The organism is Pseudooceanicola algae, assembly GCF_003590145.2.
In the GTDB taxonomy this organism is placed as follows: Bacteria; Pseudomonadota; Alphaproteobacteria; order Rhodobacterales; family Rhodobacteraceae; genus Pseudooceanicola; species Pseudooceanicola algae.
The window spans coordinates 625,742-638,373 of record NZ_CP060436.1 but is presented as its reverse complement, the minus strand read 5'-3'; the positions used below and the strand labels follow the sequence as shown (position 1 = coordinate 638,373).

General features: G+C 62.5%; 14 protein-coding genes. 2 read left to right on the top strand and 12 right to left on the bottom strand.

The features are described from left to right. Nucleotides 1–118 precede the first annotated feature (118 nt). On the top strand, nt 119–640 hold the full coding sequence (locus PSAL_RS03100; protein ID WP_119839840.1) for a hypothetical protein: 522 nt from the start codon (nt 119–121) through the stop codon (nt 638–640). A 79-nt stretch (nt 641–719) separates the two neighbouring features. Further along, nucleotides 720–863 carry a hypothetical protein gene (locus PSAL_RS03095; protein ID WP_196222824.1) on the top strand — a complete coding sequence of 48 codons (144 nt, stop codon included), beginning with the start codon at nt 720–722 and terminating at the stop codon, nt 861–863. 421 nt (nt 864–1,284) lie between these two features. Here PSAL_RS03095 and PSAL_RS03090 read toward each other — a convergent pair whose 3' ends face one another. From PSAL_RS03090 to PSAL_RS03035, 12 genes are all read right to left on the bottom strand, one after another. Further along, nucleotides 1,285–1,623 carry a hypothetical protein gene (locus PSAL_RS03090; RefSeq protein WP_119839838.1) on the bottom strand — a complete coding sequence of 113 codons (339 nt, stop codon included), beginning with the start codon at nt 1,621–1,623 and terminating at the stop codon, nt 1,285–1,287. Between the two features lie 24 nt (nt 1,624–1,647). Beyond that, on the bottom strand, nt 1,648–2,184 hold the full coding sequence (locus PSAL_RS03085; RefSeq protein ID WP_196222823.1) for an N-acetylmuramoyl-L-alanine amidase: 537 nt from the start codon (nt 2,182–2,184) through the stop codon (nt 1,648–1,650). Nucleotides 2,185–2,245: 61 nt separating this feature from the next. Next, a complete protein-coding gene (locus PSAL_RS03080) occupies nt 2,246–2,533 on the bottom strand; it encodes a hypothetical protein (RefSeq protein ID WP_147407626.1) in 288 nt (95 codons plus the stop codon). After that, nucleotides 2,508–2,948: a hypothetical protein gene (locus PSAL_RS03075; protein ID WP_119839207.1), complete on the bottom strand. Its 441-nt coding sequence runs from the start codon at nt 2,946–2,948 to the stop codon at nt 2,508–2,510. The genes PSAL_RS03080 and PSAL_RS03075 overlap by 26 nt, the downstream gene beginning before the upstream one ends. 24 nt (nt 2,949–2,972) lie before the next feature. After that, nucleotides 2,973–3,806, bottom strand: a complete 834-nt coding sequence (locus tag PSAL_RS03070; RefSeq protein ID WP_119839206.1) for a hypothetical protein — start codon at nt 3,804–3,806, stop codon at nt 2,973–2,975. Between the two features lie 11 nt (nt 3,807–3,817). Continuing rightward, complete coding sequence (locus PSAL_RS03065; RefSeq protein WP_196941896.1) at nt 3,818–6,175, bottom strand: hypothetical protein; 2,358 nt, start codon at nt 6,173–6,175, stop codon at nt 3,818–3,820. 12 nt (nt 6,176–6,187) lie between these two features. Continuing rightward, nucleotides 6,188–8,425, bottom strand: a complete 2,238-nt coding sequence (locus tag PSAL_RS03060) for a phage tail protein (RefSeq protein WP_196941895.1) — start codon at nt 8,423–8,425, stop codon at nt 6,188–6,190. After that, nucleotides 8,415–8,840, bottom strand: coding sequence for a DUF6950 family protein (locus tag PSAL_RS03055; protein ID WP_119840339.1), 426 nt, complete (start codon nt 8,838–8,840; stop codon nt 8,415–8,417). The genes PSAL_RS03060 and PSAL_RS03055 overlap by 11 nt, the downstream gene beginning before the upstream one ends. Beyond that, nucleotides 8,837–9,418, bottom strand: coding sequence for a hypothetical protein (locus PSAL_RS03050; protein WP_119840338.1), 582 nt, complete (start codon nt 9,416–9,418; stop codon nt 8,837–8,839). Before PSAL_RS03050 ends, PSAL_RS03055 begins: the two co-directional genes overlap by 4 nt. Then, nucleotides 9,415–10,071, bottom strand: coding sequence for a hypothetical protein (locus PSAL_RS03045; RefSeq protein ID WP_119840337.1), 657 nt, complete (start codon nt 10,069–10,071; stop codon nt 9,415–9,417). The genes PSAL_RS03050 and PSAL_RS03045 overlap by 4 nt, the downstream gene beginning before the upstream one ends. After that, nucleotides 10,068–12,320 (bottom strand): phage tail length tape measure family protein, encoded by a 2,253-nt coding sequence (locus tag PSAL_RS03040; RefSeq protein ID WP_119840336.1) that lies wholly within the window; start codon nt 12,318–12,320, stop codon nt 10,068–10,070. Before PSAL_RS03040 ends, PSAL_RS03045 begins: the two co-directional genes overlap by 4 nt. Further along, complete coding sequence (locus PSAL_RS03035) at nt 12,317–12,625, bottom strand: hypothetical protein (RefSeq protein ID WP_119840335.1); 309 nt, start codon at nt 12,623–12,625, stop codon at nt 12,317–12,319. Before PSAL_RS03035 ends, PSAL_RS03040 begins: the two co-directional genes overlap by 4 nt. Between the last annotated feature and the right edge of the window lie 7 nt (nt 12,626–12,632).

Genomic DNA, 12,632 nt, shown 5'->3' with positions numbered 1-12,632 from the left:
TCTGACACGATCCATGGGAAACACACAGCGATAGCAGATCTAACACTGAGAATATGTCGCAATGCTGGAAGTTCTAGGCTAAGCCATGTCACAGGAAGCACAAGCTTTAGGAGAGAAGATGAGCAACGAAGCTCTGAAGGCATCGACATCGGACCCCACGTGGAGCGAACTCATGACTGCGTGGGAGCAGGAATGTTCAGACTACGAAGAGAACTTGGCTGACTATGCGTCAGCTTCTCTCCCAATCTTGGACGAACTCGCGCGCGGGACGCCAACTCTCAACGCTGCGACCTACGTCCTGAAGGTAGCCGGGGCACCGAAAGCCGCGTTTCAAGCGAACAGGACATTCCTGCCCGGGTACACTGGTAAAGTGCTTCGCATTCGGCACATCGTAACGTCACCAAAATTTGATTTCGATAATACGATCGACTATGACGAATACATAGACGTAATGGTCGGGGTCTTCTCCGCAGCACTAGATCTTGCGTATGGGGAACTCGCGAGCGACCATATCAAGTTCCACCTCAAGAGTCCTGTTGAACGTACTTTCGGACATAACTTCACTGATGCCCTCCGCGGCGACGGGGCGTTCAAAATCGCTGATATTCGAGGATCTTGGATTTACCTCTCAAAAGTATAAATACTGTAAAGTGCGAATCACGTGCCGCCTCATATCCAACCACACGTGACGCAGCAAGGAAATCGAAGTGGAGGACACCATGACCAATTATGACCGCCAAATGGCGGCTATCGACATGGCCGTCAGGGCAGCGATGGCTAAGATGGACTTAGCCACTCTTCGCTCACAGCCGTTCTTCGGCACAAACGAACGAATGAAAGATGCCGACCAGATGGCAGCTTGAGGTCTGTGAATAGTGAAGAAGCCTCCGCATAGTCGGGGGCTTCTTTTGTTATAATGGCCCCAAGTGCTCCCCTTCACCCGAGACCTCGGCCTCCACGGCTTAGAACCCTCTGTAAGTACGCTCGCCCACCCAACGCAAAAGGCCCCGGAAGCAATGCCGGGGCCTTTGCTGCTTCAGAAGACAGATCAGCCCGCCCTGGACGGCCACGTCAGCAGCCGCTGCGCCCTCATCCACAACCGGGCAAACCTACCAGCCCACGCCGGGCAGGACGAATGCACCCACATCACAGGAATGCCGTCAGCCTCCATCGCAAGGCCCTGCTCGATCGAGACCTCCGCGCTGAAGGTTCGGTATTCACCGCGCATGTCGACACAGCCATAAGCGGGCGTGTAGGAAAGAGCGGCGTATCTCTGGTATCCACTCACCGCGCCATCGCCTCCGCGATCTTCGCCGCCGCGATACTCGCCAGCGCCTCCGGATCCGGCTTCAGAGCCTTGAGCGCGTCGGGCACGCTGCGCTCGGCATGGGCCACCGCCGCCGCCACCAGCGCATCCTTGTCCACCTGCCCGCCTTCCAGCGCCGCGCGGATCCCGGTCATCAACGCCGTGTGCAGCGCACGCTGGTGCTTTTCCTCGATCTGCACACCGGTCCATTTCTGGAACCGCGCGGCCATCCAGCCGATGACGGCCAGGGCCATGACACTGACCACTTCGGTTAGCGCGGGCTCGAGCGCCGCGGGAATGAAAGCTTGGAAAGACATGGAAGGTCCTTTCGGTCGATGGGCTCACGCCCGGATGAGGCGCCGAAACAGCGCAAGGAAGGATGCGAGAGGGCTGACCGGTGCCTCGGCAGGGTCCGGCGTCCAGTCTGCCTTCGGCGCGGCCATCGGCACGGCGGCATACCAGGACGGCACCCGGAATCCGGGACAGGCCTTGGCGGCATATTGATTGTGGCCGGTCACAGGCAGCGCGCCGAAGCGGTCCTGCAGGTCTGCCAGGAGGCTGCGCAGCGCGCGCTCCTGGCCCAGCGTGAAGTGATCGCCGAAGGCGTCGTCGGCGGATGAGCCGTGGCCCCCGAAGAGCGAAATCCCGATGGTCCCGGTGTTGTGTCCGGCGACATGCGCCCCGGTGCGATCGAGCGGCCGCCCGGTGGCCAGGGTCCCGTCCCTGTCGATCAGGTAGTGATAGCCGATGTCGCTCCAGCCGTTGTCCTGGCCGTGCCAGCGCCTGACCTCGGCCACCCGCTGCGCGGTCGTGGCGCCGGGCATGAAATCGGACTTCGTTGCGGTGCAGTGGACGATCAGTCCGGTGATCTGCCTCATGGTGTTGCTCCAATGCTGGAAACCCCGCTGGCGGGGCATGTGGGTCAAAATTTAAAGAAGGTCAGTCGCGTCTGGTGCGATCCTCAAGGCGGACCACGATGTCGCGAACTTCACGCATTTCGCGGGTCATGTCTCGATCGTGCTCGTCCAGACGGTGGACAAGAGCCGACAGGATCGGGCGCATCTCCCCGACCTCACAAGCCGAGATAGAAGCAACCGCCTGCGCGGCCGGCGTCGGCTTTCCCCTTGCGGCTCCGCGCCATGCAACAAGGATTGTCGCGATGAACGCCGCAAACCCGGATCCAAATATCACCGCGTCTTGTTCAGTGAGACCGAGAGGCTCTAACATCGGCACCGCTCCTGTAGGCTGCGAGGAAGTCGAACAGGGCAAGCGTCCCATAGGTCGCCGGCCCTGTGCTTAGGGCGATGTTCGAGTGCGTGATCCAATTCCATGCAAAGGTGATTGTCAGCATGGTAAAGACGGTTGCGCCGACCACGGCCCCGACTGCCCGAAGCATCGGTGTGCGCTGCCAGGAGCCGTTGACGTAGAGCGCCACCAGCCGCATCGAGGCGAGCAGAGACAGCGGCGTTGATATCGCTGCTTCGTCAAATCCGAGGTTTCGAAACCCCTGATATGAAGGACTCATTGTGAAAGTGTCGCCCGGCAGCGCCAGAGTCATAGCGAAGCCCAGAAGCACCAGGCTGGTCAGCCACTCAGTCGCGCGCCCGTGTTCGATCAGCGCAAAGGCTATACGGCGGGGCATCAGCTTTCCCTCCTACCTAACCAGTCAGGCTGACCAGCTCACGACCGCCCCGACATGCGCCCGCAGGATCGCGTCCAGCGCTTCCACCTCTTCTGGGGTCAGACCCGCGCCGACAAACCATGCCCCAGCGTTGGCCGGCCCGTAGGTTGCGCTCTGTCGGCCGATCACAAGGTCGCCGTCCCGGACAGCGGTGCTCGCCCCCGTTCCTGTCAGGAGCGACGAACCGTTGCGGTAGAGCGCCGTCGCAGCGGCACCGGTGCGCGAGGCTATCCAAAGACCCTCTTGCGCGGCGCCGCCGACACCCCCGGCAAGGTCAGCGCCAGACTGGATGCGCGTTGCAACTGAACCGCCGGTGGTAATGGCCCGCAGGTAGTTGTCCGGGGTTCCCGAAATCTCCATCCCCAGCAGGTAGTCATTGGAGGCGAAGCCGCTGCCGTCGAGGATCAGCATGCCGTAGCTCGCGCTGTTCTGGCTCAGGTTGCCTGCGGTCGAGGGGTTAACGCCCATCGTGATGTAATCGCTGATGCCATCGCAGGTGAATCCGGTGGCACTGTCCCAGGTGGCGCCGTTATTCACGCTCGCCGCGCCGCCGGTCCAGTCGATCAGACTGTCGGCTTCCGTCCGACCGTGGATGCAGAGCTGATCGAGCTTCGCCAGCAATCCGGCGTCCGTCAGATCCAGCCACGTCTTGCCCAGCGTAAGGCGCTGCATCGCCGTGTAGGTGCCCGTGAGTTGGTCCAGGATGTTCTGGAACGACTCGGTCACATGCCATGCGTTCTGCAGGTTGGTCAGGGGGTTCGTCGCGGCGCCATCCGGGGCAGCAACGTCGAAGACGACTTCAAAGGGATAGGTGGTCATTTATGCTGTCCTTAACCGATGCTGATTTCTTGGTGGCAGAGGGGCTTGTGCATGGGAGCGCCCGTGAGGAAGGTCCCGGTCTGTTCGACCGCACGGATGGTGCTGCGGGGGATCGTGGCCTGTGCGCGCGGGCCGGCGCCGTGCCCGACCATAGCGGCCTGCACCGCCGTCGCACCGCTGGCAGCATCGCTGGTCGTGATGATCAATTCATCGCCGGCGACCGCCACGCCCGAAACCGTGGCGCCGACCAGCGCGATCCCCGAATTTGCAAGACCGGCTTCATCGACAAGCCAGCCCGTGACGCTTTCCGCGTCTTCGGACAGCGTGACCGTGACCTCGTTTGCCCCGGTGAACGAGGCGCTGACCATGTGAAGCGGAAGCCAGCCCAGACCCTGCTCGATGCGATAAATCGCGGCCTGCTCCATTTCCCCGCGCATCGCGTGCCCGACGCTGGTGTTGTGCAGGAAATCGTAGTCCGACCAGGGGAAGATATAGGAAGGCCCCGTGCAGAAGAAAACGCCATCCGTATCGGCCAGCGCTTCATCCAGGATCGACCGGCACCCCGCGCTGCTGTTGTAAAAGCTCGACGCCTGCGTCGAGACCATCCGCACCGGCGTTTGCTGCCCGAGGATCGCCTGCGCCTTGGCCTGCGTCTGCGCCCGCAGCAGGTTGTGATTGACGCCAAGCGTCGGAGTGGCAGGGTCAGATTCTCCCTGCTGCATCAACATCCAGTCATAGACCGCGCTGATGCTGAGATCCGCGATCGAAGTCAGCACCGTGGTCATATTGGCCGCGTAATATTCCCCGGCGGGCGCGCCATCGAGCATGCTCGCGATGAACTCGCCGCCCTCGGCATTCGACCAGGCCAAGATATTCGGCACCCAGTCGCCGAAGGCCGCATGACCCGCAGCCGCATGCGCCCGCGCGGCCGCGCTGACCGAGATCGTCCCGTGCTTGTCGGCCGCCGAAATCGTGTCGACCAGATCCGTAACACCCGTGATGGCATCCGACGCGAGTTCGACAGACGCCCCGCCAGAGGTTGCCATTCCGAGCCAGACATCCTTTGCTGCCGTCATGAGCATGGAAGGCCGATGCGCAAACTCCAGCGCGCCAGGGAAAACGATGCTTCGGTCGTCGTTGGCCGTGCCCTCGGCATTGGACTGCCCATCATTTGTCCAGATACGATATCCGCCGAATAGCCAGATGGAGCCGTCAGAAAGGGCCACCTGAACGCTGACCGGGATACTGTCCTGAGTGTAGGTGCCGATCACGCCGGCGCCAAATACCTGCGCCGAAATCCAAGTCCTGTCCTCGTGATCGTCCAGCAGCCGGATACCGCTGCCGGTCGAGACGTAGAGCGCCCCGTCGATCACGTAGGCCGTGCCCGCATTCGGGCCGGGATCTGCCTCGACGGTCGTGACGACGTATCCGCTGGCATCCACCCGGCGCGGGATCAGGCTGCCGTCCCCCCCGCCCTCCATGAAACCCAGCGTGCGGCGCATATCGGACAGGGTGTTTTCCAGCACCACGGGTTCAACCACGGTGCCGTTCAGCACCGCAACCGACTCGATCACGTAACCCTCCATGTCCACAAGGCGCGGGATGATCGTCAGCGAGGCGGCGCCCCCCTCCCCCGTCATCCGCCCCAGCGTTGCCCGCATGGTTGCAAGCGCCACCTGGCGCAGCAGCGAACTCGAGGCGAAAGCGTCGGCGTCCTCGGTCGAGGCGGTGCCGAGCGATGCCTTAAGCGCATCGAACTCAGCCTGACCTGCCTTTGTCGCAATCTGGGCGTCCAGGTAGTCCTTGATTGCCGCCGCGTCCTGCACCTTCGTCGCGGTGATGTCGTCGGTGTCCAGGACGAACGTGCCCGGATCGGCCACCGTGAACTTCCACACGTCTCCGCCATAGGTCGCGCCGCCCTCGACCAGGACGGCCGACAGGTTGATGTCGGCGGCGTCATCCATGTCCGTCGCCCGGGTCCAGGCCCCGGCGTCGTTGTAGATCCGCACGCCGTTTTCGCTCGGGTCAGTCTGGGCACCAGCGCCGACGCGATCCCCGTTGGACAGCGTCACGCCGTCGACCGTCTGCGCCCCGCTCAGGGTGATGTTCGTTCCGGCCCAGGCCGCGACGGGGTCCCGGTTGATCAGGCCAGAGACGACCGTGCTTTGCAGGTCGGTGACGTCGCTCTCGACTGTAGTGACGCGGTCGTCGATCGCAGCGACAGACGCAGCCTGAGCTGCAACGCTACCTTCAGTAGCTTCAATCGCGGCATTCTGCTCTTCAGCCAGAAGTGTGGCATCATCCGGGTTTGGCTGATGCGCAGAGGAATTGCCCCGCCAAACCTGGGCAGGCGTCTTTGTCAGATCCATGTTTGACCCTCGTCAGATGATGGTGATGGTTTCTGGCCCGGAGGCGTTGGCAGGTAGGCCCCCGATAGCGGACGGTACGCCCGACGCGTTTATGGGCAATGCCCAGTAGGTGTAGGCGCCTGAGGCAAGCCCGGTATCAGTCCAGCTGTCCGCATTGCCGGGCAGGCCGTATTCCGTCCGCACCAGCACCGCCTCGTCAAAGTCCGTGCTGCCATCGGCCCGATAAATCCGAGTCGCGTAGTAGTTGGCATCCTCGGCTGCCTCGATATCGATCACCGCCTGCGCGGCGCCGGCTGTTGCCGTGAAGGCGTCCAGCGCTCCTGGTGGCGTCGGGTTTGCCGTCGCCAGGACAGAAAGCGAGGCGGTCCAGTCCGACACCCGCCCCGAGCCGGTACGATTGCGCGCCTGCACCTCATAGGTCGCGCCGTCGACCAGGCCGCTGATCACCTGGGACGTGACCCTCGTCGTGCCGGATCCGGCCGGGACATAGGTATTCTGCCAATCAGCGATCCCGGCACCAGGCGCGCGGTATTGGATATCCTGCCCGACCCCCGAGGCCTGTTCATCCCACTCAAACAGCACCCGCGCGCCGCCGCCGGATCCCGCGATCCCGGTGAAGCTGAACCCGGTCAACGCCTCCGGCTCGCCGTCCTCGGTCAAGACCTCATAGGCCGGGCGATCGGGTTCCTCGGTCGCGGCCAGGAAATCGAAATCCTCGGCGATGACACTTGATGCCTCAAGGTCGAAGGTCAGCCGGTCCTGCCCGCGCGAGAGCTTGTCGATCTCAAACGTCATTTCGATCCCCAGTTCGGAATGCGAAAACCGGAAGAACCGCTTACCGACCAGATTGTAGCCGCCCAGCTTGACGGTCCCGCGCAGCCGATACTTCGCATGGGTCTTGCGGGCGCGGCGCTTGTTTAGCCGGCTTGCCTGGTTGTGGTTACTGCAGGCAAGCACCGTGATCTCGTCGCGGCTTTCGCTGTTGATCCCTGCGACCTCGAAAGCCCCGGAAGGCGTTTCCTGCCAATCCTGCAGCGGCTCGACATAGCGAATTGAAAAGCTGTCGGCCGCCCCGAAGTCTGCCCCTTCCGAGATCTCCAGGGCGATAAAATCTGCATCCGTCAGCGTCACATCCGGCGCGATGTAGCGCCCCACATAGAAGTCGGTCACGCCATCAGGGCGCTCGCAGAGGTAGCCATCACAAGCCGACAGCATGCGCACCAACACCGCGCCGTGTTCTTCATCATCCTCGCACCAGGTATCAATATGCCAGCGCGGCCGGTCGGCCCCCGCCGCATCTGTCAACAGCACATCAGAGGCATCCGCCTCGATCGCCACTCGATCCCAATCAACCGCATGGCCCTGATAGACAGAAAGCTCATGGGCGATAATCAAGGCCGCGTTGCGCGTCCAGCCGTAGCTGCCACTGCGCGGATCATAGATCCGATCATTCCCATCCCAGACCGGCGCATAAGCCCACTCGCGCCCGTTCGGATAGCGCGTGTTGAAATCCGATTGCGCCACCCGGCGCGCCCGGATCGCGGCGTAGCTGATCCCGGCCAGGTCATGCGCGACAGTCCACTCGGGAAGCGCGCTGAGCAACGTGCTATCGGCCACCTGCCCAGGCTGGCCCGTATAGGTCCGCACATAGGCGATCGACCCCGAGAACCGCGTGACCTCGACACCCTCGTCGATCTCAGGCGTAGCCGGATTGTCGCCTTCGTCTTCGGTCAGATAGTCGCCGAACGGCCAGGTGATCACCTCACCGTTCATTGCACTCGGCTTTGCCAGGGGCATTTCAGGATCCGACGCGTCATAGAGCTGCACTTCCCACTCATCGAGATAGTGCGTTACCGGCCCCTTGGTCGAATGCGCGGCCATCAGGATCGCGAAATGCCTCTGATCGTCTTGCAACGTCCGCAGCCCGAAGGGACCGGCATAGCGCACCCGACCATAAAGCCGACTTTGATAGACCACCGGCTGCGCGGTATTGACCAGGCGCGTGACATTCTGGCTCGCCGAAGGCGGGCGCAGGAAGCTGGCGCCGATCAGCTGCACCGCCACCACGGCCGCCGCCTGAGCCACCGCAACGGCCGTTGTGCCCCAAGCCGCCGGCGCCGCGAACGGGACAAAGACCGAGGCCGCGATCGCAGCAATGCTGATAATCGTGGATTCATCTGCAACCGCCGGCGCAGGCGTCAGCGCCGTGGTGCCCAGCAGACCGAGCAGAGCGAGGGATTTAAGTTTCATAGCCAATGCTCCATGCCCGCAGGACCTCGATCAGATCCCCCCGGCGCCAAATGCAGGCGCCATGCTCGGCCTTGGAGGCCCAGCCGTCTCTCAACCGCAGCGCTCCGAACGGCACGACCCGCCCGTCGATCAGCGCCCGCACGACCGCCACGTCGCCCGGCGCCGGCGCATCGGTCCGGGGGAACCCCCCGACCGCTTCCATGCAATGCGTCGTCACCCGCAGAGGATCCGCGCGAAACCCGGTCGCCCGCTGGCAAGATCCGAGATCGGTGTAGGTCAGCCGATATTCTGCCGCCACATCGATGCCGGTCACGCGACGCACCCAATCGGCCAGGACCATGCAGCAATCGCTTTCCCCGTAGTGAAACGGCATCGGCAGCCAGCGATTGATCTCGCCATAAAGATCAGCGCTCAAAACAGCTTCTGCCGATTGTCAAAGCTTTGCGGAACAAACCTCAGAGACGGGTTCGCCGCGCCAATCAGTGCGCCATGATCGGCCTCATTCCAGACCCGGCGACGCGAACTGCGCCGCCCCTCGAAACGGCTTTCATAGGTCAGGATGATGGAGCGGGTCTGATCCTCGTTCAGCGAATAGCTGAGCTTGCGCATGATCCGGGTCATGACCTTCACAGGCGCCACGATCGGCGCGGTCAATTCTTCGGCGCAGCCGATCGGCTGCAGCCACTCGACCAGCGCCCGGCCGGCAAGGTAATCGGCCCCGAAGGCCTTCACATTGGCCACCAGGTCGGCCGCGCCCGGATCCTGGAAAAACGTCAGCGACATTTGCCCCGAAGGCGCGGTGCCGCCGACCGAGTATTCATCATCGCCGCCCGCGAACAGCGAGCAGCCCGTCCAGGCGTTGCCGTCGATATCGATGAAGGTCGCATCTGCGTTCATCATGAAACGGACAAGCCCGTCCGGCGTGTCGAGCGTCACCAGCCGAAGGCCATAGACGACATCCGAGGTCAGGTCATACCAGGCAGGAAACGTCATGGTCTGTTCAGCCACTCCACAAAGCTCAGCTGAGGCGTTGCGACCTTGATCAAGCCGTAGGACGGATTGCCCATCGTGTCATCGGTCGCCAGGAACAGCCCCTGCGCGCGCAGGTCGATCCGGGCACCGGCAGGGATCGCGCGGCGCAGCGGCATTTCGACGCCAATCCGCCACCCCGCCCCCTCTGACCGCTTCCAGGTCACCACGAACGGCCAATCGGCATGGCTCGCGAACTGCCCGACCACGATCGGGAAATCGTTTTCCTCGATCACGATCTCCGAGACACCCGCTGCCGCGCCATCCGAGCAGGTCACCCAGGGCGAGAAGCGAAATCCCTGATCCGTCGAAAACAGTTCTTCCGTCGAGAACGGCAGGCCGACTGGGTAAGGCGGCAACCCATCGAGATCCTTCAGGGTCAGCCGATAGACCGCCGCCCGCCCCCGCGCCTGTGCCCGAAGCGCGCGCCAAGCGTTCACCAGAGCCGGCGGGAGCGACAGCGTGGGAGATCCGTACCAACGCGGGAACCGGTTGTAGACGATCTGCGATTGTCCATCGTTGCCCGTGCCTGCCGATTGCCCGCGCCAGTCGATATCCCAATCACAGTTCAGGACGCGCTGCAGGGAGTCGGGAAAGTCGATGACAGGCCTGCTCATCGGGTTCCCCGCTGGCTGAAGCTGGATTGCATGCCACCGAAGGCGCGAGATTGCTGGCGCGCCTGTTGCATATCGAGACCGCCCGCGACCTGCGCCGCGCGATCAGCGACGACAACATCGAAATAAGGCGACGGCACCACCTGCACCGCCTGCCCCTGCGGCGCCGCGTTGTCGGCCATGCGCTTGGAGATGTCGTTGGGGATGATCTGCGTACCTTCAGGCAGGTTAACGATCTCGCCCCCGCGCTCATTGATCTTCGTCAGGCCGCCGCTCCAATTGTTCGTGCCGTTGGCATTGGCCCCCACAGGCACTGTCACAGCAGGCGTACGGACAGCACCACCAAATGCGGACCCGAGAACAGCGCCAAAGTTGTCAACGGCGAAACCGAAGGCCTTGGTCAGTGCCCCATTAATGCCAGACGAAACGATGTCGCTCGCGATTCCGCTCAGGACATTATTGATCGCCGATCGCATTTCCTTGAAATTGGTAACGTTGGAGCCAATCGCACGCGATATCCCATCAATTCCCCGCTCGACATTTTCCAGTTTCGGATCGGCCTTGCCGAGATCTTCGTCCAACTGCGCCACCGCACGCTTGTAGGTTTCCGCGTCTATGGCCCCTGTTCGGAACAACTCATTCAGGCGCGCCAGCTTGGCGGCATACTGCTCCTGGTCAGTGCGGGTCCCATCGAAGATCGCGTCAACCTCCCGCGCGAGGTCAGACGCCCCACCAGCAGCACCGCCAAGAGTTGCAGACAAGCGCTCGCCGGGCTGGATTCCAGCGATAAGACCATCACCAAGCTGGATCACCCCGTCTTGCGCAGATGCCATGCGGCCCTCGATCTCTGCGATATTCTCCTTTGTCCTCGATAGTTGATCGTTTAGCTCCTGATCAGCCTTCAGTAGGCTATCGCGCTCTCTCAGCAGATCGACAACGCGCTGCTGCGCGGCCTCGAAAGCGTCCGCCTTAGAGGGAACAGCCGCGTCAATCGCGGGGAAGCCGATCCCGGAAAGTGCCCCCTGTGCATCCTCGATCTGCTCCGAAAGGAGCGCATATGCATCGGATCCGAGTGCAAGCGCGCGATGCTCAGCAATAATAGCCGCCACGTTGTCATGCCGCGCACGTGCTTCCTGAAGCTTCTTCTGAGCCAGTTGCACGGACATTGTGCCGTTGGTGTTCAGCGCCTCAGAGAGCAGCTGAGACTGCTCAATCTCATCACCCATAGCCAGGGTCACATTGTCGATGGCGGTCGTACTGGCGTCCGAATTTCGCTGAAGCAGCGCAACCCCGCCCGCGATCACAGCGATGGCCGCAATCACCGCTAGCCCGATAGGGCCGGACAAGATTGTCAGGGAACCGACCAGAGCCCCGAGGGCAAGCGTGACCGGTCCAAGCGCCGCTGCGAAGGCACCCAGTGTCACAATCGTGGACTGGATGCCGGGCGACAGGGTCTGAAACCATTCAGCGGCTCGCTTCACGTCTTCGGCGAGATCAGCCACAACCGGCAGAATAACCGCTCCCACTTTCTCGAAGGCATCCCCGATCGCATTCATGGCCTGAGTGACCTTGCCGGAATCCGTTTCGGCCAGCGCCTTGGCCTGTCCGCGATACTGCCGCTCCAGCTCGTCCAACATCAGCGCCTGCGCGCCTGCGACATCCCCAGCCTTAGCCATCGCCTTGATCTGTTGCTGCTGCTGATCGGTGAAGCTAACCCCGACCCGCGTCAGCGCCGTCAGACCCTTGATGGGATCATTCAAAGCCTTCCCTAGCATGACAGCAGACGATTGCAGATCCTGCCCGAGACGCGCTGACAGGTCGACCGCATTCTGTTGCGCGCGACTGAACACATCCCCCTGCACATTGCCGAAGGTCAGCAAGTTGGCGGTGACCTTCGACAGGATCTCTTCGTCGCCATAAAGCGATTCATTCTGGATGGCGCTCGCCATCTTTTCCAGTTGCCCGATGGTATATCCGGCACCATGACCCATGCTGATCAGGGCAGCCTGTACAGATGCGACCGCCTGTTCCTGCACCTTCATCGCGGCAACCGATTTGTACCCCATGGCCACGAGAGGAGCAGTGATCCCGACAGACATGCGCTGCCCAATCCGCTGCATGTTCCCCGAGATCCGCCGCATTCTCTGCTCGAAGTCGGCCATGCGTTTTTCGGATTTCGTCGCACCCTTTTCGAACGCCGCGGAATCCATGCCGAGCACGACGCGCAGCGCGCCGATTATCGCGTTGCTCATTTGATGATTACCTCTCCACCGGTCGCCGCAACGAATTGCAGGACCTTGCCCTTGACGGCCTTCCAATCAGGCCGCCTAGCGGGACCCGCAGGTGCAGTCTGGAACTCCTTGAAGGACGGAAACTTGGCCGGCGCGTGAAATGCGGTGCCCACAAGCCTTGCCGTCTGCCAAGCGGTCAATTCCCGCACGAAAAAATCGCGCTCCAACCGGCGCGTGACACCCCTCATGATCCGATCCTGCACCCGCAGGGTCGTGCGCCAGAACGTCTCGGCGGGCTGCCCGGCATCAACCCACGTTTCCAGCAATGCCAGC